We start from the raw sequence: 18,953 nt of genomic DNA on the forward strand, positions 1-18,953 counted from the left end.
GTATGGGCGTCTTCACTCTCGGCGGGCTGACCACGGCCCCGGCCTCCACCCGCACCGACCTGCTCGCGCCGGCGACGTTCGCGTCGCTGACTGCGCTCGGCTGGCTGGACGAGGTCGGCATCGTGGAGATCGACCCGGACGTCTCCGACACCGCTGCGACGCAGGAACGGTTCGGGTTGGCGGCGGACACGCTGGCCAACTGCGTGGTCGTCGGCGGAAAGCGCGAGGGCGCCGAACGGATCGCGGCGTGCGTCGTGCTCGCGACGACGCGCGCGGATGTGAACAACACCGTCAAGCGCCTGCTCGACGTCCGCAAGGCCTCCTTCCTGCCCATGGACCGTGCGGTGGAGCTGACCGGGATGGAGTACGGCGGCATCACCCCGCTCGGTCTCCCCGCGGAGTGGCCGCTGCTCGTCGACTCCCGCGTGGTCGCCGACGGGGTCGTCGTGATCATCGGTTCCGGCGTCCGACGATCGAAGATCCTGCTTCCGGGGCGGCTGCTCGGCGACCTCCCGTCGGCGCGCGTGATCGACGGCCTCGGACTCGCCGCACCGTCGGGCACTCGGCCTCCGGAATGACCGGAGCGGCCGTCGACCGCCTCCTCGGGCCGATGCGGTCGCATCTGATCGAGACGCTCTCCGGGCGCTCCGACCGGGTCCCGGCCTGGATTCTGCGACTCGAAGACGGCGACGACCAGGGATTCTTTCCCGCCGGAGGCGCTGCCTGGACCGTGCACGGCGGCATGCCGACGCTCGTCGCCGGCGTGCGCGCCCTCCTCCTGCAGGCCCTGCATCCCGGAGCGCTGGCCGGCGTGCGCGAGCATTCGCGCTACCGGGAGGATCCGCTGGGCCGGCTGGCCGGCACCATCCAGTGGATCCACACCGTCACGTTCGGGAGCCGGGCACAGGCGATCGCCGGATCGGACCTGGTGAGGTCGCTGCATGAACGCGTGAGCGGGAACTACGTGGACGGACACGGCGTGACGCGCCCGTACGCGGCGAACGATCCCGAGCTCGCCGCCTGGGTGCACCTGGCGTTCACGGACGCGTTCCTCACGGCCCACGAGCGCTGGGGGTCGCCGATTCCCGGCGGCGCCGACGGGTACGTGGCCGAATGGGCGACGGCGGCCGAGTTGATGGGCGTCGAGGACCCGCCGCGGAGCGCGGCCCACCTGCGCGCGCGCATCGACGCGGTGACGGACGCGGGGGAGTTGCGGGGAGGGCCGGACGTCGAGGAGATCGTCCGGTTCATCCGGCGCGCGCCCCTGCGGCGCACGTTGCGGCCCTCGTACCGGATCCTGTTCCGCGCGGCGGTGTCGACGCTCGAGCCGCGCCACCGGGTGATGCTCGGATTGCCGACCGTCGACCGGCTGCCGGTCCACCGGGCGACGGCCATCGTCCTCTCCGGCGCGCAGCTCCTGCTCGGGCCGCAGACGCAGGCGGAACTGGCAGCCCGGCGCAGGTTGGCGCGGCTCGACGGCTCGGGGTCGTCCGACGTCCTGAGTCCTCTCGCAGATTAGGGACGGTCCGGAATCGCCGTCTCGGAGCTACGCTGTGCTCCGGTGGCCCGTTCACCGGCGAGCGGACCCGAGTCACCGGAGGTTGCCATGACATCCACCAGCTCATCCGCCACGGACGAGGCGGGCAACAAGGGCCTGAAGGGCGGAGCGCTCGGCCTGGTGTCGAGCGTCGTCGTCGGAGTGGCCTCGACGGCGCCCGCCTACAGCCTGGCCGCGAGCCTCGGTTTCATCGTCGTCGGCGGGACGCTCGCCGCGGGCGTGAAGGCGCCGGGCATCGTGCTGCTGGCGTTCATCCCGATGTATCTGATCGCCGTCGCCTACCAGGAGCTCAACAAGGCGGAGCCGGACTGCGGCACGACCTTCACCTGGGCGGCCCGCGCCTTCGGACCCATCACCGGCTGGATGGGAGGCTGGGGCATCGTCATCGCCGACATCATCGTGATGTCGAACCTCGCGCAGATCGCCGGCAGTTACACCTTCACCTTCGTCGGCGGGTTCGGGTTGCCGGGGGTGGCGGCGCTCGCGAACGTGCCCTACGCGGTCACCATCGCGGGTCTGGTGTGGATCGCACTGATGACGTGGATCTGCTACCGCGGTATCGAGGTGTCCGCGCGCTTGCAGTACGTGCTCCTCGGGTTCGAGGTCGTCATCCTGATCTTCTTCGCCGTGTTCGCCCTCGTGAAGGTGTACAGCGGCCACGCCGAGCCGTACTCGCTCATGCCGCAGTGGTCGTGGTTCAACCCGTTCACCCTCGACTTCGGCCAGACGGTCGCCCCTGCCCTGCTGACCGCGATCTTCATCTACTGGGGCTGGGACACCGCGGTGTCGGTCAACGAGGAGACCAAGAACCCCGAGAAGACCCCGGGCCGCGCTGCGGTGATCAGCACGCTCCTCCTGCTGGCCACCTACGCGCTCGTCACGGTCGCCGCCGTGGCGTTCGCCGGAGTCGGGACCAAGGGGATCGGGCTGGCGAACCCGGCGAACTCCGGAGACGTCTTCTCGGCCATCGGCCCGACGCTCTTCGGGAGCGGGCCGGTCGGGGCCATCCTGATGACGCTGCTGGGCTTCTCGATCCTGACCTCGGCGTCGGCCTCGACGCAGACCACCATCCTGCCGACGGCGCGCACGACGCTCTCGATGGCGGTGTACAAGGCGATCCCCGAGAAGTTCGCGCGCATCCACCCGAAGTTCCTCACGCCGACCTGGTCGACGATCGGCATGGGCCTGGTGTCGGCGCTCTTCTACCTCGCCTTCACCTCGATCAGCGTGTCCCTGCTCACCGCGCTGATCGGATCGATCGGCCTGATGATCGCGTTCTACTACGGCCTCACCGGCTTCGCGTGCGTCTGGTACTACCGTCGGACGCTGTTCACGAGCTTCCGGCACGTCATCATGCGCGGGCTGTTCCCGTTGCTCGGCGGTCTGATGCTGCTGGCCGTTTTCATCTACGGCACGTACAACTTCGCGCAGCCCAGCTGGCTCACGGATTCCGCGGGCAAGAACGTCACCATCTTCGGGATCGGGGCAGAGGCGGTCGTCGGTATCGGCGGCATCCTCATCGGCGTCGTGCTGATGATCATCTGGCGGCTCATCCGTCCCGACTACTTCAAGGGGCTGACGCTGCCGCGGCAGAGTGACGACATCATCCTGGAGCCCGTGGCCGTCGGCGACGAACTGCCGTTCGGCACGGCGGCGGCGCGCATCCCCGCCACGGTCATCGCGCCCGACTTCTCGAACCTCCCGGAAGGACAGACACCGGTCAATGCCGATACGCTCGAGGTCGTCGACGAGCCGTCGGACCTCCCGCCGGCCGATCCCGACCTTCCGCGGAAGGGGAGCGAGTGAGCGAACGCAGCCGAACCGTCCACTGGGAGGACCCGGCGCCGGGCGTCGCCGTGATGCCGACGATGAGCGGCCTGGACTATCTGCACACGATGATCGCCGGCGAGCTGCCGCCGCCACCGATCGCGAGCCTGATGGGGATGACCCTGACGGAGGCCGAGCCGGGCCGCGCGGTGTTCGTCTGCGAGCCGGACGAGTCGCACTACAACCCGATCGGCACGGTGCACGGCGGGCTGGTGTGCACACTGCTCGACTCGGCGCTCGGCTGCGCGGTGCAGACCACGCTTGCGGCCGGGCAGGGATACACGTCGATCGAGATCAAGGTCAACTACCTGCGCCCGGTCTTCGCGAGCAGCGGTCCGCTGACCTGCAGTGCAACGGTGACCAAGCCGGGCAACCGCGTCGCGTTCGCCGACGGGGTCGTCACGGACGGGTCGGGGAAGACCGTCGCGACGGCGACCGGGTCGCTGCTGGTGTTCCCGATCGGCTGAGCCGGCCGGCGAGCTGCGGCGCCGGCTGCGGCGGCTAGGCCTACTCCTGATTCGCGGCCAACAGCTGGTCGCGCACTTTGCGGCGGATGACCTTGCCGACGATGCTGCGCGGCAGCTCGTCGACCTGCACGACGTGCTTGGGCACCTTGTACGCGGTCAGGCAGTCGCGGCCGTAGGCACGGATGGCCTCCTCGTCGAACGACGCCCCCGGTTCCATGACCACGGCGGCCACAACGTCCTCGCCGCCGCGCCGGTGGGGGAGGCCGACAACGGCGACGTCGGCGATGCCCTCGAAGCCGCGCAGGGCGTCCTCCACTTCGGTCGGCGAGACGTTGAAGCCTCCCGTGACGATCAGCTCTTTGATGCGGTCGACGATGCGCACGAAGCCGTCGGGGTCCATCGTGACGATGTCGCCGGTGCGGAACCAGCCGTCCGCAGTCATAACCTTGGCGGTCTCGTCCGTCTTGCGCCAGTAGCCCGAGAAGACTTGGGGGCCGCGGGCCAGCAGCTCGCCCTCCTCGCCGAACGCACGGTCGGAGTCCGGGTCGTCCGGGTCGACGACGCGCAGCTCGGTCCCCGGCAGCGGGAGGCCGACGGTGCCGGCCTTCCTCGTCGCACCCACCGGATTCGCCATCAGGACGGGAGAGCACTCCGAGAGCCCGTAGCCCTCGACGAGATATCCGCCGGTCTTCGACTCCCAGAGGTCGACGATCGACTGCGGCAGGCTCATGGCGCCCGAGATGGCGATGTCGATGCCCGACAGGGAGACCCTGCGCTTCTCGGCGGCCTGCACGAGCCGCTCGTAGATGGGCGGCACGGCCGGCAGGAAGGTGGCCGGGTGCTTCTTCACGACGTCGAGCACCAGGTCCGGGTCGAACTTGGGGAACAGGACCAGCCGCGAACCCATGCTCATCGCGAAGGTCAGGCAGAGCGTGAGGCCGTAGGCGTGGAAGAGCGGGAGGACGGCGTACACGACCGAGGTTCCGCGTTCGATGGTCGGCACCCAGGCCCTGGCCTGCGCCGCGTTGACGGCGAGGTTCAGGTGGGAGAGCATGACGCCCTTCGGCAGCCCGGTGGTCCCGCTCGTGTACTGGATCAGCGCGAGGTCGTCACGCTCCGGGCGCGGCACGGAGGCCTTGAGCCGTCGCGACGCCACCAGCGACTCCCAGGTGATGGTGCCGGAGACCTTGGCCGTCAGCTGCTCGCGGGCTTTGCGAGCGGCGGGCACAGGGAGGCGCAGCGCGAACCGCTTGCTCGCGGGCATTCCGCGGGTGATGTCGACCGAGATGATCGTGGTCACGCCGAGGTCGGCCGGCAGGTCCTGCACGGTCCGGGCGACCTTGTCCCACACGATCGCGACCGTGGCGCCGTGATCTTCGAACTGGTGCCGCAGCTCGCGGGCCGTGTAGAGCGGGTTGTGCTCCACGATCACCGCACCGAGACGCAGCGCCGCGTAGAAGGCCACGACGTGCTGCGGACAGTTCGGCAGGACGAGCGCCACGCGGTCGCCCTTGCGCACCCCGCGCTTGCGCAGGCCCTCTGCCGCACGGGCGATCTGTTCGCCGAGCTCCGCGTACGTGGTCGTCGCGCCGAAGAACTCGAGGGCGACGTGCTTGCCGTACGTCGCGACCGAGGCGTCGATGAGATGCGCGAGCGATCCCTCCGGCAGGTCGATGTCGGCGGGCACGTCCGGCGCGTAGCCGGCGACCCAGGGGCGATCGCTGTAGATGCTCACGGGTCAGATCCTACGGGCCGGGCCGTCAGCCGGCCTGCGTCAGCGCGCGAACGGCCTCGTCGATGGGCGTGTCGCCGGCGACGGCCTCCCAGGTGCGGCCGATCGTGGCCGGGTCCGCCAGACAGGCGACGATGAGGCGTGCCACGTCCTCGCGGGGGATGTCGCCGCGCGGAACGCTCTCTCCGAGCCGGATGCGGCCGGTCCCCTCGTCGAACGTGAGGCGTCCCGGACGCAGGATCGTCCAGTCCAGCCCGGAAGACCGCAGGTCGGCGTCGGCGTCGCGCTTCGCTTCCACGTACGCACGCCACTGTGGATCGGCTTCGGGCTGCACGGGGGAGTCGACCCCCCACGCGCTCACCTGGACGAAGCGGCGGATGCCGGCGCGCGCGGCGGCCTCCGCGGACTTCACGGCTCCGGCGTAGTCCACGGTCCGCTTGCGCTCGACACCGGAGCCCGCCCCGGCGCCCGCTGTGAACACGACCGCGTCACAGCCGGCGATCGCCTGCGCGATCGCCTCGGTGTCGGACTGCTCGATGTCGAGCACGACGCCCTCCCCGCCGAGACGGTAGACGTCTTCCGCGTGCTCGTCGGCGCGGACGACGCCGACGAAGTCGTCCCCGTTGTCGTAGAGCACCCGCATGAGCTGCTGGGCGACTTTTCCGTGGGCTCCGATGATCGCGACTCGAGACATGACTCCATCTTGCCCCTGTTGCGGGTGGTCCGCTGACGGCGAACGTCTTCGGGCTGGACGAGGGGATGCGCTAGCGTCATCACCATGACCGCCCTTCTCGAGCTCGTCGCGCGCCTTCTGGCGTTCGCGCCCTCGAGTGCGTCCGGCCTCGTGGCCCTCGCCGGTCTCGCCGGAGCGATCGGACTGGTCGCGGTCGTCGCGACCGCCGCCGTGCGCTCCGTTGCGGCGTTGGCGGCCTCCCTGCGTGTTCGTGCCGTCTGGTCGAATCCGCTGCAGCCGACCGCCGGCTGGCTTCTCGAGAGCCAGGCCGATCCGGACGCCGACGGGCGTCCCCGCCCGCGAGCGCCGGGCATCCCCCTGCCGGTCGCGTAGCGAGGCGTCCAGCCTCAGAGCCAGTTCTGCTCCTGCGCGGCCAGACGACGTCATCGTCCGTTCCGACAGCAGGGAATACCCATGGACTTCTTCTCGTGGCCGCCGATCGCGGCCGTCCTTGACGCCGCCTACGGCTTCGTCACCGCACTCTCCGCCGCCGTCGAGCCCGTGGCGGGCTCGGCGGCCGCCCTCGTCGCCATCGTCGTCCTGACGGTGCTCGTGCGAGCGCTTCTCCTCCCCGTCGGCGTCAGCCAGGTGCGCGCCGAGTACACCCGCCGGCGCCTCGCGCCCGCCCTCGCCGACCTCCAGCGGCGGCACGGGTCGGATCGGGAGTTGCTCGCGCGCAAGACCATGGAGCTCTACCGGGAGGAGCGCACCTCGCCCTTCGCCGGGATGCTGCCGCTGCTGGCGCAGATTCCCGTGATCTCCCTCGTCTACGCGATCTTCACCCATGCCACGATCGCCGGTCACGCCAACGCGCTGCTCGGCGAGCACGTGTTCGGCGCGCCGCTCGGCACGAGCTTCGTCGGTCTCACGGGGTCCGCCTCCGTCTGGCCCGGGTTCTGGGTCTATGCCGCGGTACTGCTGCTCATCGCAGTGGTGACGACCGTCTCGCGCCGCGTGCTCGCCCTCCCGCAGCCCGCGGGGAGCCCGGCCCCGACCGGCGCACTGCGAGCCCTCTCGTTCCTCCCGTACGTCACCGTGATCTTCGCCGCCTTCGTCCCGCTCGCGGCGGCCGTGTACATTCTGACCTCGACGGCCTGGACCGTCGTCGAGCGCGCGACGCTGCGTCGCCTGCTCGATCCGGAACGAGGGAGGCCCGCACCATCGCCATCGCACTGAAGCCCGTCCCGACCCTGACCACGGAGCGACTGACGCTCGTTCCACTGGGTCCCGAGCACCTCGACGGCACCTGGGCGTCGCTGCAGGAGCCGGAGGTGCTGCGCCTGACCGGCACACACGCGGCGTTCACCCGGGAGCAGGTGTCGGCGTGGCTGGGGAGCCTCCGCGACCGTGAGGACCGCGCCGACTGGGCGATCCTGCGCAGCGACGATGGAACGCATCTCGGCGAGGTCGTGCTGAACGACGTGGACGCGGGCAACCTCTCGGCCGGTTTCCGGATCATGCTCGGCGCGCCGCGCTGGTTCGGCAGCGGCTACGGCACCGAGGCGACCCGTGCGGTGCTAGGCCACGCGTTCGACACGCTCGGGCTGCACCGCGTCGAGCTGGAGGTCTACGCGTTCAACCCGCGGGCGCAACGCGCCTACGAGAAGGCCGGCTTCGTCGTCGAGGGCCGTAGGCGCGACGCGCTGCTCTGGGACGGCGAGTGGGTCGACGCCATCGTGATGGGATGCTTGAGCCATGTGGAAGCGTGACCGTCCCCGACCCGCCCGCGACCCGCGTGCTGCCATCCCCGGTCTCGGCGTCGGCGTGCAGGTCTACGTCGTCGAGCACGAGCCGCCCGTCGGCACGGACTGGCCCGACGAACCGACCGGCGTCATCATCGCGCCGGGCGAGCGCGGGCTGCGCGAGGTTTCGTTGCCCACGGACGGCTTCACCACGTGGGTGGTCGCGTTCAGCGAGCCGCAGAGCCGCCGCGACGGGAGCGGGCCGTATGAGAAGGCCGTCATCCCGTCTGCGCTCCTCGTGGCCGCCGACCCCGTCGCGGAGGGGTGAGCGATGCTCGGCGTCGGCCTGATCCGCGGGATCAATGTGGGGGGCAACGCGCGCGTTGCCAAGGCCGACCTGGCGGCGGCGTTCGTCTCCGCGGGTTTCGCCGACGTCGTGACGATTCTGCAGAGCGGCAACGTCGTGTTCCGGTCGGAGGCGGCGCCGACGGCGGAGGACGCTGCGGCGGTCACGGCGGCCCTGAAACAGTCGTCGGGCGTTGAGGCCGGGGTCGTGCTCCTGGAGGAGCGGCGCTTCCGCGAACTGGCGGCGGCGAACCCGCTCCTCGGGGTCTCCGACGACGACTCGCGGCTCGTGGTGACGTTCCTCGATCACGACCTCCCCGCCGACGTCGTCGCGCCGACCGACGATGAGCTGGAGCCGGAGCGAGTGCGGCTCGGCGAGCACGCGGTCTACCAGTGGAGTCCGCTGGGCGTCTCGAAATCGACCGTTCCGCCGGCCTTCTGGCGCCGCGTCGGACAGGTCGCGACAGCGCGGAACCAACGGACCGTGCTGCGGCTGATCGCGGAGGTCGACCGCCGCCTCTGACCCTGGCGGAAATCTCCCTTCTCCGTGTCAGCGCCGGCTCTTACAATGACGGCATGTTCGTCGAGGGCACCCTTCGATGGCAGGTCACAGAGGACTGTCCCTGGGACCTGCTGATCGCGCTCGCCCTCCGCGATCTCGCCGGTCTGGGTGCCGGCGTCGCGCACGCGCTGCCGGCGGTGGCGCCGGCGCTCGTCCCCGTGCTGCAGGGCGGCGTCGGCGGCGGGCACGCGGCCGCGCCGGCGCTCCGGGGTGCGCTGACGGCGCAGTGGGACGCGCTCTTCGACGCCGCCGCCGACCGGGAGCATCGCCCGCTCACCCCGCTGCTGCAGCCTCCGCATTTCGCCGCGCTCGACCGCGCCCTGGAGCTGCAGGACTTCGTGCTCGCGCACCACGAGGCCGCCGCCCGCTGGGCTCGCGAGCGGCACGCGGAGTATGCCCGCGTGAGCGTGGAGCAGCACGCCAGGCGCGCCGCGGACATCGTCGACGTCGTCCACGAACGCGAGCACGACCTCCGCCGTCAGGCCGGCTACTTCCGGCTGGACATCGACGTGCTCCCGCTGGCCGAGACCGGCGCCTGGATCGTCGGCCCGCACACGATCGTGGTCAGCACGTCGCTGCGCGACGACTCGCGGGCGTTCCGCGCGTGGTTCCGTCCCCTGGTGGCGGCTCTCGTCTGACCGATCGACGGCGACCGCCGCGGGGAGTGTCGGCCCGCGGTGGGAGAATCATTGGATGGGCAAGACGGACGGCAGCGACCGGCGGGTGACGACCGCCGCGGTCGACGACTCCGACGCCACGATCCTCCATGTCGACATGGATGCCTTCTTCGCGTCGGTCGAGTTGCTCGACCGGCCGGACGCCCGCGGCAAGCCCGCCATCGTGGGGCACGCCGGCGGCCGCGGCGTGGTCACGAGCGCGACCTACGAAGCGCGACGGTTCGGTGTGCGCAGCGCTATGCCGGTGTCTCAGGCGCTGCGGCTCTGCCCGACCGCGATCATCCTGCCTCCGCACTACGAGAAGTACACAGAGTACTCGGCCAGGGTGATGCAGATCTTCCAGGAGGTCACCCCGCTCGTCGAGCCGCTCAGCATCGACGAGGCGTTCCTCGACGTCGCCGGTGCCAGACGCCTGCTCGGATCGCCGCGCCGGATCGCCGAGCTGATCAGGTCGCGCGTGCACGACGAGACCGGGCTGACCTGCTCGGTGGGCGTCGCAGGGACCAAGTTCATGGCCAAGCTGGCGTCGGGCCACGCCAAGCCGGACGGGATGCTCGTCATCCCGCCCGCCGAGACCGTCGCCTATCTGCGGCCGCTTCCGGTGGGCGCGCTCTGGGGCGTTGGCGCCAGCACCCAGGCGTCGCTGGAGCGCATGGGCATGCGGACGGTCGCCGACCTCGCGGACGCCCCCTTCGGCGTTCTGCAGCGAGCCGTCGGCGACGCGACGGCGCACCGGTTGCGCGACCTGGCCCACGGCCACGACCCGCGGCAGATCGTCACGGCGTCGCGCGAGAAGAGCATCGGCCACGAGAACACCTTCGCGGTCGACGTGGACGACGCCGACACACTCCGACGCGAGCTGCTGCGGCTGTCCGGCCGGGTGGGTGAGCGGCTGCGCACGCACGGGATGGTCGGTCGGACCATCGCGCTCAAGATCCGGTACGCCGACTTCCGGACGATCTCGCGGTCGCGCACGCTTGCCGAACCGACGAACGTCGGCCGGCGGCTGTTCGAGGAGGCGTGGGACGTCTTCGAGAGTGTGGGCATCGACCTGCGTGCGACGCCGATCCGCCTGATCGGCGTGCGGGCGGAGCAGCTCGCCGACGCAGGTGGCGACGCGACAGCGTTGTGGGATCCGGACGAGGAGTGGCGGGAGGCCGAGCGCACGCTCGACGCCGTCAGCGCGCGTTTCGGCCGCGGCGCGATCGGCCCGGCCTCCCTCGTCCGCCGCGCGCAGGACGCCGACGAGGCAGAGCGCGACGGCCGCAACCCGCGCTGGCTGAGCGACTGAACCTCCCGCTGCGCCTCCTCAGCGCAGCCCGATCTCGATTCCGCGGTGGTCGGATCCGTTGTCGTCGAGCACCGAGCTGCCGACGGTCGTCAGCCCGCGAACGAACGCGTGATCGAGCCGGGCGACCGGGAAGGACGCCGGCCAGGTGAAGCCGAGGCCGACCGTGCTGTTGCTGGCCTCCGTCAGCTCCTTCTGGAGCGGCGCGATGGCACGGTCGGTACTCGCGGTGTTGAAGTCGCCCACGACGAGCAGCCGCTCGCTATGGTCGGCGGCGACAGCCTGGGTGAGTTCGCCCAGCATGCGGTCGCGCGCGGTGTACTCCAGCGGCCGGACCGAGGCGAGGTGCACGACGTAGATCCGGGTCGACGCTCCGGGAGTGTCCACATCCACGCTGATGGCGCGGTTCCAGCCCAGCCCGAGATCGAGTTTGGCGCCGTCGGTCAGCGGGTAGCGGCTCCAGAGCCCGACCGTGCCGACGACATAGCGGTGGGGATACGGTGCGTCGAGCACGCCCTCGACCGCGTGCAGATTGGTCGCATCCAGCTCCTGGAGCGCGACCACGTCGGGGGACCGCGCCGCCAGCGAGCGCGCGATGTCCGCCGCCTCGGCGTTCTGCGCCTGGACGTTCTCGCTCACCACGGTGAAGCGCGGGGATCCCGCACTCATCGACGGGAGCAGGGCGACCCCGAACGCCGCCCACCAGACCGCCATGGCCGCGGCGACGGCCAGCCCGGCGAAGAGCGAGAACCGCACGAGCGCCGCGACACCCAGTGCGATGAGGGCGACGCCGGCCCAGGGCAGGAAGGTCTCCAGCATGGACGCGGCGCCGGCCACGTCCGGAAGCAGCCCGTGCCAGAGCAGCAGGGCGCCGACGGCGAGTGCCACCAGGCCCGTCAGCAGCCCGCGGGGGCGGCGGCGGGGACGGGAGCGGGGCACTCGCCCGATTATTCCGAAGCCGTCGGTGAGAACCCGCCGTGAACGCTGAACGCGGGGTGCGAACCGCCCTGGTCAGCCTGGGAGGCGGCGGGTACGGTGATCCCATGACGAACATCTCGCTCAAGCTCGCGGAGACCATGAGCACCTCCGGAATCAAGTCGGTCTACGGCGAGCCGATCGTCGTCGACGGCACGACCATCGTCCCTGTCGCCGCCGTGCAGTTCGGATTCGGCGCGGGCGAAGGTCCCGGCGACGACTCGGCGCCCGGCGACGACTCGGCGCCCGGGGGCGCGGGCGGCGGCGGCGCGGCCGTCCCGTTCGGCGCGTACGTGAGCGACGAGACCGGCGTGCGGTTCCGCCCCAACATCATCACCCTGCTCGCGGTCGCCATCCCCTTCGTGTGGGTGGCCGGGCACGCCTGGGCGCGCGTCATCAAGGCGCTCAAGAGGTAGTGCTTCGGGGAGTGGGGCGCCCGTCCCTGTCGGCTCGGGGCTACACTGGCTCCTGAACACGGGAGTCCGGTGAGCCGGGCTGAGAGGAAGCTTCTCCAAGTTTCGACCGTCGAACCTGATCTGGGTCATGCCAGCGCAGGGAGGCATCTCACATCCCGTGCCCTCGTTTCGTCAAGAGAAGGGGCACGATCAGTGCACGCAACCATTTCGTCCGTCACCGCGCCGTCGAAGCGCGTCCTCCGCTGGCGTGTCGTCGACATCGTCGTCGCCAGCGTCGTCGCCGTCGCGTCCGGCGTCGTCTTCTGGGTCTGGGGTCAGGCCTACAACCCGATCTCGGGGCCGGTGACCGCCGTCCTCCCGGGGTTCCAGGGCATCCTCAACGGCCCGTGGCTGTTCGCGGGCGTGCTCACCGCCCTGATCGTCCGCAAGCCGGGCGCCGCTCTCTACGGGGAGGTCGTCGCCGCGGTCGTCTCGATGCTCATCGGGACGCAGTGGGGCTTCGCGACCCTGCTGTCCGGCGTCGTGCAGGGCCTCGGCGCCGAGATCGTCTTCGCGCTGTTCCTCTACGCGCGCTGGAACCTCGGCACCGCGCTGCTCGCCGGCGCGGGGACGGGGCTCGCGGAGTCGATCCTCGACCTGCTGTACTCCTATCCCGGCGCCAAGCCCGAGTTCGCGATCGTCTACACGATCACGACGATGGTGTCCGGCGTCATCGTCGCCGGTCTGGGTTCGTGGCTGCTGGTCAAGGCGCTCGCTCGCACCGGCGCGCTCAGTCGGTTCGCGGCGGGCCGCGAGGCGACAGGGCGGGTCTAGGCCGCCGGAGTGGGACAGTCCCTGATGTCGGACTCCCGATCTCCGCGCCCTCCCGCCCCGGTCGCCGTCCGGGTCGAGGACTGGGGTTGGCGGTATGCGGGGCGCGCTGCCTGGGCGGTCCGCGGGCTGACGCTGTCGGTGGAGCCGGGGGAGCGCGTGCTCCTGCTCGGCGCTTCCGGCGCGGGCAAGTCGACGGTGCTCGCCGGGCTCGCCGGAGTGCTCGGCGGTGACGACGACGGCGAGACCGAGGGGTCTCTGCTCCTCGACGGCCGGGCGCCGGCGGAGGCCAGAGGGCGCTCGGGTCTGCTGTTGCAGGACCCCGATGCCCAGGTGATCCTCGCGCGCGTGGGCGACGACGTCGCGTTCGCGTGCGAGAACCTGGGCGTGCCCAGGGACGAGCTGTGGGCGCGGGTCCGCTGGTCGCTTGACGCCGTCGGCCTCGATCTGCCGCTCGACCGCTCGACGGCGCAGCTGTCGGGGGGCCAGAAGCAGCGGCTCGCCCTCGCCGGGCTGTTGGCGATGCGACCAGGGCTCCTGCTCCTGGACGAGCCGACGGCGAACCTGGATCCGGAGGGTGCCAGGGAGGTGCGGGATGCTGTCGCGGCGGTCCTCGCCGCGTCCGGCGCGACGATGATCGTCGTCGAGCACCGCGTGCCGGTCTGGCGCGACCTGGTCGACCGTGTCGTCGTGGTCGACGCTGCGGGCGGCGTACTCGCCGACGGGGCGCCGGACGCCGTGCTGTCGGACCGGGCGGGCGATCTGCGCAGGGCGGGTGTGTGGCTGCCCGACGAGACCGTCCCGGCGGCGCCGACCGTGGCGGTCGGAGCTCCGCTGCTGGAGGCGCGCGAGCTGGCGGTTGGCCGTTCGCCGCTGTTCTCCGGTCGTCGTCGCCGCGCGCGCGGCACGAATCGGCGGCGTCCCGATGACGCGCGGCTCGAGCACGCCCTCCCCTTCCTCACCGACCTCGCCGTCGCGGAAGGCTCCGCCCTGGCCCTGACCGGGCGCAGCGGGGTGGGCAAGTCGACGCTCGCGCTCACGCTCGGGGGTCTGCTGCCGCGGCTGGGCGGCACGCTCGGCGCGTCGGCCGGCCTGGCGGACGGCGCGGGCGCCGATCCGGGCGCCTGGCGGTCCCGGGACCTGTTGACCCGGATCGGCAGCGTCTTCCAGAATCCCGAGCACCAGTTCCTCGCCTCGACGGTGCGCGACGAGCTCGCCGCTGGGCCGCGCGCACTGCACCTGCCGGCGGATGCGATCGATCGCCGGGTGGCCGAAGTGCTGGAGGCGCTGGGGCTCTCCGCTCTGGCGGAGGCCAACCCGTTCACGCTCTCGGGCGGCCAGAAGCGCAGGCTGTCCGTCGGGACCGCGCTGGCGACCCGCCCGCGGGTACTCGTCCTCGACGAGCCGACGTTCGGGCAGGACGCGAACACCTGGCGCGGTCTCGTCGAGCTGATCGCGGCACTGCGCGCCGACGGCCACGCGATCATCGCCGCGACCCACGATGCGGAATTCGCGTCAGCCGTCGGTGCGAGCGAGCATCGGGTGGATGCACAGCAGGAGGCCGCGGCATGACCATCGCCGAGCCCGTGCGCAGCGGTCCGCTCGCCACTCTCAACCCGGTCTCGAAGCTGGGCGCCGCCCTCATCGTCACCGCCGTGCTGCTCGTCTCGATCGATCCGGTGTCGGCCGGCGTCGCGCTCGCCCTGGAGCTCGTGCTGCTGTGCTTCTCCGGCATCCCGGCTCTGGTGCTGCTCGCTCGCACCTCCCCCGTCCTGATCGCCGCCCCACTCGCCGCGATCACCACGGCGCTGTACGGCCGCACCGGCGGTATCGTCTACGTGCACTGGTGGGCGATCGAGGTCAGTGACGGCTCACTGCAGCTGGCGCTGGCGACGCTGCTGCGGGTGCTCGCGATCGGACTTCCCGCCGTGCTGCTCTTCGTCACGATCGACCCGACCGACCTGGCGGACGGCCTGGCGCAGCTGCTCAAGCTGCCCGCCCGCTTCGTGGTCGGAGCGCTCGCGGGCCTCCGGCTCGTCGGTCTGTTCATCGACGACTGGCGTGCGCTGTCGCTCGCCAGGCGCGCCCGCGGCGTGGCGGAGTCCGGCGCCGTCCGCCGTTTCCTCGGGCAGTCGTTCGCGCTGTTCGTGCTGTCCATCCGGAGGGGATCGAAGCTGGCGACGGCGATGGAGGCTCGCGGATTCGGCGCTGCGACGGAGCGGACCTGGGCGCGCCCATCGGTGTTCCGCGCCAGGGACTGGGCGGCATTGGGTGTGGCCGTGGCCGTGGCCGGGACGGCCGCGGCCGTCGCGATCGCAGTGGGGAGCTGGAATGTCCTGGGCTCCTGAGGCCGCACGCGACCTGGACAGACTGCTCGCGCTGGTCGCCGACGCGGTCGAATCCGCGAACGGCGGCGCTCCCGTCGTGTTGATCGACGGCCCGAGCGGTGCAGGAAAGAGCTCGCTCGCGGATCTGCTCGCATCGCGCTGGCCCGGCGCGGGCGCGCAGCAGGTCGAGCCCGTGCGGACCGTCCGGATGGACGACCTGTATCCGGGCTGGGACGGCCTCGACGCCGCCAGCGCCGCGCTAGGCGCCGAGCTGCTCGAGCCGCTCGCGGCGTCGGGGACCGGCCGGTGGCGGCGCTGGGACTGGGCGCGGGCGTGCCCCGCCGAGTGGCATGTGCTGACGGGAACCGCGCCCGTCCTGGTGGAGGGCTGCGGCACGCTCACCGGCGCGAACACGCGCTGGGCGCAGCTCGCGATCTGGCTCGACGCCGACGACCGGCTCCGCAAGGAGCGGGCGCTCGACCGCGACGGTGAGACGTTCGCGATGCACTGGGACCAGTGGCAGTCCGAGTTCGAGCGCTACCTCGCGCGCGAGAACCCGCGGGCGAACGCCGACCTGGTGCTGAACGTGACCGACTGGCCGATCGCATCTGCACCGCGGCGTGCGTCCGGGACTACGGTGGTGCTATGAGTGAGACACCGCAGCCGGATCCCGAGTACATCGTCGAATACGCCGACGGCCCGCTGGTCGGGACCGCGGAGCGCCGGTACCTGGTCGGCGGGGTGGCGGATGAGCGCATCGGTGCGGTCGCCGCTGTCGAAGGACTCGAGTCGGTGTTCTGGTATGTCGCGGGGCAGGAGCGCATCCTGAACGGTGAGCGCCACGTGCAGTACCACTTCGATGCTCCCGACAGCGACCCGGTCGAGGCCGACAAGGACGAGGAGTCCCTCTAGGCTGCTCGCCCGGTCGCCCGGCCCGGCGCCCCGGAGGTCGGTCATTTCCCCCGGGGCACCGAACGGCGGGCGTCCGCCGCTGTCAGTGCTCCCGCGTCCGGTTGCGGCGTGTCGTCATGATTGCGATGCCGGTGCCGGCCAGCGCAAGGATCACGGCGAGCGGCGCAAGCCAGGTCGTCACGGAGCCCCCGGTGTCGGGGAGCGCGACGTTGCCGCGGTCAGCCGCAGGCGGATCAGGCAGGCGCACGTCGACGACCGCTTCGGACTCCTGCGAGCGGAGGGTCGCTCCCGACGGATCGGTTGCCTCGGCTGTGGCGCGGTTGGTGATGCGACCGGAGGCGACGTCGGCATCGGTCACCCGATAGTCCGCGGTGCACGTGAGCGACGCGCCGGCCGCGATGGTGTCCTGGGCGGGGCAGGTGACGGCCAGCGGACCACCCGTGCCCGAGAAGCTCTGCTCTGTGATGCCCACAGCGGTCAGGGTCACGTTGCCTGTGTTCGTCACCCGGAACGCGTAGCCGATGCTCTGGCCGGACGCGGTGGTCGTGGACGGGTTCGCCGTTTTGGCGAGTCGGATGCCCGGCGCTGCCGGGATCGTCACGGTCGCCGTGGAGCCGGCCGACGTGACGTCCGCTCCGGCCGGGTCGAGGCCGATCGCCGTCGCCGTGTTGTCGACGTGCCCGGCGTCCGCGTCGGCCTGGGTCAGCTCGTACGGAGCCGTGCAGGTGACGCTGGCTCCGGGAGCGAGCGTGGCGGCGGCCGCCGGGCAGTCGACGACGGGGGCGGGGCCGCTCCCGGAGAATGTGCCCTCCTGCACCGCGACGCGCGTGACGGGGACGTTGCCGGTGTTCTCGATCCGGTAGGAGTACGTGACGATCTGTCCGGGGCCGGTCGCGGTGGCCCGGTCGACCGACTTGGTGAGTGTGAGTGCGGGAGCGGGTGCGACCGTGACCACCGCCGTCGCGTCCGGGCTGGTGACCGCGCCCGTCACGGCGTCCTGACCCGTGGCCACCGCCGTGTTCGAGACCGAGCCCGCGGCGATGTCGGCGGAGGTGACGACGTAGCTCGCTGTGCACTGTGCGGTGGCACCCGGGTCCAACGACGTGGTGGCGCACGTCGGTGCGGGCGGCGTGCCGCTTCCGGTGAAGCCGGTCTCCGTGATGCCGATGGCAGAGACGGGCGTGTTGCCGTCGTTCGTGACCGTGTACGTGTAGTCGACGGTGTCGCCGGCGTTCGAGAACATCGTCGGGCTCGCCGACTTGGTCAGGGCGAGCGAGGCCGCCCGTGCTTCGTTTGTGAAGGTGCAGACGACGGCGGGAGACTCGCCCGTCGAGAACGGCTCGAGCGTGAAGGTGGCGGTCGTCCCAGCGCCGGTGATCGGGAACTCCGGATTCGTCGGATTGGCGCTGTCGATGCAGCGGTACGACGTCAGATACCGGGAGAGGTCGGTCGTACCGGCCGCGGTCTCGGTGACCGTGTAGGAATCGTCGACGCGCGCGAGCGCCGGCCCGGCCTGGAGCACCTGGCCACCGGCGGTGGTCTGCAGGCCGGTGGCGGTTCCTGTCGTCGTCGCGGTCGCGGGGAGGCTGATCGTGGCGCCGGTGGCGGTCAGGGTGAACTGATCGGTGGGGTTGACGCGGGAGACGACGTTCTTCTGCACGCTGACCGTGGGCGGGAACGCGCAACTCGCCAGGTCGATGAGGCCTCGACCGGTGGGGCCCGCCTGAGCGGGGTTCAGGGGAGTCAGCGCGCCGCGCAGGGTTCCTGTCCCCGGGTCGATCGCGAAGAGTCCGTTGGTGCCTCCCTGACTGAGATAGAGCGTACCGGTCGCGTCGAAGGCGATGCCGTTGACGGCGACTCCACCCGGCACGGCGAACGTGCTGAGCTCGGTCGGAACGATGGTCGTCGCCTCTGCAGCGGTCCGGGGGAGCGGTGCCTGCATGACCACCAGTGTTGCGTCGGTGGCCGACGACGAGACCAGATACAGATTGCCTGACCCGTCGAAGGCGAGGTCTCCGTTGTTCTGGCCCGCTGGAACACCGAAGGAGGCGAGCGGTTCGTTGCTGATGAGCTGGTTCGTCCGAGTGTCGAAGCCCCAGATGTGTCCGGTCGTTCCGCCGGAGGTGGAGACGTCGCCGAAGTAGTAGATCCCGGTGACGGGATCGACCGCACCCGCGGTGATGTTGGATCCGTTCGTCTCGCCGGGGAACCCCGACCAGGTTCCGTTCACAGCGTCGTACCGCATGATGGTCGCGCCGCGATCGGATGCGCTGTACGCCGCCGTTCCGTCCGCCGTGATGCCGAGAGCGTTCTGGTTGAGGCCGAGGATCGCGCTGGTGCTCTCCAACGTGGCAGCGAGCTCTGCGCCCCCCACTGAGTTGCCGTCGATCGCGAGCACGTCGGACGCGCTGGGAACGGCCGAGTCACCCGGCACCTCGCCGTAGATCGCGGTGCCGCTGCAGTTTAAAGCTCCCGCCGCGTGGGCAGGCGCAGTCGCGGCCGGCAACGCCGTCGCGACGAGCGACAGCAGGAGCGCGGAGGTTGCCGCGAGGACAATGCCGGGGCGGAGGGCCCCGCGTCGGGATGGTGCATGAGTTGTCATGGTTGCCTCATTCGTGCCGTCGGGCGGTGGGGGCGCGGCC

Annotated in this window: 21 protein-coding genes and 1 riboswitch; of the genes, 17 read left to right on the top strand and 4 right to left on the bottom strand. The window is 71.3% G+C overall.

Annotated features, from left to right (window positions below; genetic code table 11):
* Window positions 1–2 precede the first annotated feature (2 nt).
* From JNB50_RS17805 to JNB50_RS17820, 4 genes are all read left to right on the top strand, one after another.
* Window positions 3–578 carry a YbaK/EbsC family protein gene (locus JNB50_RS17805; protein ID WP_208041496.1) on the top strand — a complete coding sequence of 192 codons (576 nt, stop codon included), beginning with the start codon at window positions 3–5 and terminating at the stop codon, window positions 576–578.
* Window positions 575–1,519, top strand: coding sequence for an oxygenase MpaB family protein (locus JNB50_RS17810; protein ID WP_208041497.1), 945 nt, complete (start codon window positions 575–577; stop codon window positions 1,517–1,519). Before JNB50_RS17805 ends, JNB50_RS17810 begins: the two co-directional genes overlap by 4 nt.
* A gap of 87 nt (window positions 1,520–1,606) precedes the next feature.
* Window positions 1,607–3,364: an APC family permease gene (locus JNB50_RS17815; protein WP_208041498.1), complete on the top strand. Its 1,758-nt coding sequence runs from the start codon at window positions 1,607–1,609 to the stop codon at window positions 3,362–3,364.
* 53 nt (window positions 3,365–3,417) lie between these two features.
* Window positions 3,418–3,852 carry a PaaI family thioesterase gene (locus tag JNB50_RS17820; RefSeq protein ID WP_208041536.1) on the top strand — a complete coding sequence of 145 codons (435 nt, stop codon included), beginning with the start codon at window positions 3,418–3,420 and terminating at the stop codon, window positions 3,850–3,852.
* Window positions 3,853–3,892: 40 nt separating this feature from the next.
* Here JNB50_RS17820 and JNB50_RS17825 read toward each other — a convergent pair whose 3' ends face one another.
* Window positions 3,893–5,587: a long-chain-fatty-acid--CoA ligase gene (locus JNB50_RS17825; RefSeq protein WP_208041499.1), complete on the bottom strand. Its 1,695-nt coding sequence runs from the start codon at window positions 5,585–5,587 to the stop codon at window positions 3,893–3,895.
* 25 nt (window positions 5,588–5,612) lie between these two features.
* Window positions 5,613–6,278, bottom strand: coding sequence for an SDR family oxidoreductase (locus tag JNB50_RS17830; protein WP_208041500.1), 666 nt, complete (start codon window positions 6,276–6,278; stop codon window positions 5,613–5,615).
* 84 nt (window positions 6,279–6,362) lie between these two features.
* Between JNB50_RS17830 and JNB50_RS17835 the strand changes: the two genes are divergently transcribed.
* From JNB50_RS17835 to JNB50_RS17865, 7 genes are all read left to right on the top strand, one after another.
* Window positions 6,363–6,650: a DUF6412 domain-containing protein gene (locus JNB50_RS17835; RefSeq protein ID WP_208041501.1), complete on the top strand. Its 288-nt coding sequence runs from the start codon at window positions 6,363–6,365 to the stop codon at window positions 6,648–6,650.
* Window positions 6,651–6,731: 81 nt separating this feature from the next.
* Window positions 6,732–7,493 (top strand): YidC/Oxa1 family membrane protein insertase, encoded by a 762-nt coding sequence (locus JNB50_RS17840; RefSeq protein ID WP_208041502.1) that lies wholly within the window; start codon window positions 6,732–6,734, stop codon window positions 7,491–7,493.
* 29 nt (window positions 7,494–7,522) lie between these two features.
* Window positions 7,523–8,026, top strand: coding sequence for a GNAT family protein (locus JNB50_RS17845; RefSeq protein WP_279555008.1), 504 nt, complete (start codon window positions 7,523–7,525; stop codon window positions 8,024–8,026).
* Window positions 8,013–8,327, top strand: a complete 315-nt coding sequence (locus tag JNB50_RS17850) for a hypothetical protein (RefSeq protein ID WP_243768618.1) — start codon at window positions 8,013–8,015, stop codon at window positions 8,325–8,327. Before JNB50_RS17845 ends, JNB50_RS17850 begins: the two co-directional genes overlap by 14 nt.
* Window positions 8,328–8,330: 3 nt before the next feature.
* Window positions 8,331–8,867 (top strand): DUF1697 domain-containing protein, encoded by a 537-nt coding sequence (locus JNB50_RS17855; RefSeq protein WP_208041503.1) that lies wholly within the window; start codon window positions 8,331–8,333, stop codon window positions 8,865–8,867.
* A gap of 53 nt (window positions 8,868–8,920) precedes the next feature.
* Window positions 8,921–9,544 carry a hypothetical protein gene (locus JNB50_RS17860; protein WP_208041504.1) on the top strand — a complete coding sequence of 208 codons (624 nt, stop codon included), beginning with the start codon at window positions 8,921–8,923 and terminating at the stop codon, window positions 9,542–9,544.
* Window positions 9,545–9,599: 55 nt separating this feature from the next.
* Window positions 9,600–10,874: a DNA polymerase IV gene (locus JNB50_RS17865; protein ID WP_208041505.1), complete on the top strand. Its 1,275-nt coding sequence runs from the start codon at window positions 9,600–9,602 to the stop codon at window positions 10,872–10,874.
* An 18-nt stretch (window positions 10,875–10,892) separates the two neighbouring features.
* Here JNB50_RS17865 and JNB50_RS17870 read toward each other — a convergent pair whose 3' ends face one another.
* On the bottom strand, window positions 10,893–11,810 hold the full coding sequence (locus JNB50_RS17870; RefSeq protein WP_208041506.1) for an endonuclease/exonuclease/phosphatase family protein: 918 nt from the start codon (window positions 11,808–11,810) through the stop codon (window positions 10,893–10,895).
* Between the two features lie 104 nt (window positions 11,811–11,914).
* Here JNB50_RS17870 and JNB50_RS17875 point away from each other — a divergent pair, with 104 nt between their 5' ends.
* From JNB50_RS17875 to JNB50_RS17900, 6 genes are all read left to right on the top strand, one after another.
* Window positions 11,915–12,262, top strand: coding sequence for a GerW family sporulation protein (locus tag JNB50_RS17875; RefSeq protein ID WP_208041507.1), 348 nt, complete (start codon window positions 11,915–11,917; stop codon window positions 12,260–12,262).
* Window positions 12,263–12,319: 57 nt separating this feature from the next.
* A riboswitch (TPP riboswitch) is annotated at window positions 12,320–12,421 on the top strand.
* A gap of 33 nt (window positions 12,422–12,454) precedes the next feature.
* Window positions 12,455–13,075, top strand: a complete 621-nt coding sequence (locus JNB50_RS17880; protein WP_208041508.1) for an ECF transporter S component — start codon at window positions 12,455–12,457, stop codon at window positions 13,073–13,075.
* Window positions 13,076–13,099: 24 nt separating this feature from the next.
* Window positions 13,100–14,644, top strand: a complete 1,545-nt coding sequence (locus JNB50_RS17885; protein WP_208041509.1) for an ABC transporter ATP-binding protein — start codon at window positions 13,100–13,102, stop codon at window positions 14,642–14,644.
* Window positions 14,641–15,420, top strand: a complete 780-nt coding sequence (locus JNB50_RS17890; RefSeq protein ID WP_208041510.1) for an energy-coupling factor transporter transmembrane protein EcfT — start codon at window positions 14,641–14,643, stop codon at window positions 15,418–15,420. Before JNB50_RS17885 ends, JNB50_RS17890 begins: the two co-directional genes overlap by 4 nt.
* Window positions 15,404–16,048, top strand: coding sequence for an ATP-binding protein (locus JNB50_RS17895; RefSeq protein ID WP_208041511.1), 645 nt, complete (start codon window positions 15,404–15,406; stop codon window positions 16,046–16,048). The genes JNB50_RS17890 and JNB50_RS17895 overlap by 17 nt, the downstream gene beginning before the upstream one ends.
* Window positions 16,045–16,311 carry a hypothetical protein gene (locus JNB50_RS17900; protein ID WP_208041512.1) on the top strand — a complete coding sequence of 89 codons (267 nt, stop codon included), beginning with the start codon at window positions 16,045–16,047 and terminating at the stop codon, window positions 16,309–16,311. Before JNB50_RS17895 ends, JNB50_RS17900 begins: the two co-directional genes overlap by 4 nt.
* An 82-nt stretch (window positions 16,312–16,393) precedes the next feature.
* Here the strand turns inward: JNB50_RS17900 and JNB50_RS17905 are convergent, their stop codons facing one another.
* Complete coding sequence (locus JNB50_RS17905) at window positions 16,394–18,913, bottom strand: DUF11 domain-containing protein (protein ID WP_208041513.1); 2,520 nt, start codon at window positions 18,911–18,913, stop codon at window positions 16,394–16,396.
* Window positions 18,914–18,953 lie beyond the last annotated feature (40 nt).

This window comes from Leifsonia sp. TF02-11 (assembly GCF_017565305.1).
Taxonomy (GTDB): Bacteria; Actinomycetota; Actinomycetes; order Actinomycetales; family Microbacteriaceae; genus Leifsonia.